We start from the raw sequence: 323 nt of genomic DNA, 5'->3' as shown, positions 1-323 counted from the left end.
GCCCACGAGGCCGAACGCCGCACCGCCGAGGCACTGGCGGCCGAGGACCGCCTCGCGGAGCTGCTCGGCCTGGCCGCCCGGCCCCGCCCGGGCATCCCCCAGCCCCGGCAGGACGCGGACCACGACCGCCCCGCCGATCCGCCCAGGGCGTCCGACGGCGCGCTGACCGCCGAGGAACTCGACCGCTTCGCCGACGAACTGCGCGAGCTGCTCGACGACACGGTCTCCTCCGCCGAACGCCAGCTGTTCGAGCTGCGCACCGCCGCCGCCGACGACTCCCGCATCCTCGGCGCCCTCGGCGACGGCGGACTGCTGCCGCCCGA

1 protein-coding gene is annotated in these 323 nt (G+C 78.0%); it reads left to right on the top strand.

Annotation, left to right across the window (positions count from 1 at the left end; translation table 11 throughout):
- Positions 1–323, top strand: a 323-nt coding sequence (locus tag GTW67_RS05730; protein WP_161163701.1) for a hypothetical protein, incomplete at both ends; no start/stop codon positions are given.

Origin of the sequence: Streptomyces sp. SID5910 (genome assembly GCF_009862125.1) — a bacterium.
Lineage (GTDB): Bacteria > Actinomycetota > Actinomycetes > Streptomycetales > Streptomycetaceae > Streptomyces.
Note: the sequence above shows the minus strand (reverse complement) of the source record. Positions and strands in the feature narration are given on the sequence as shown.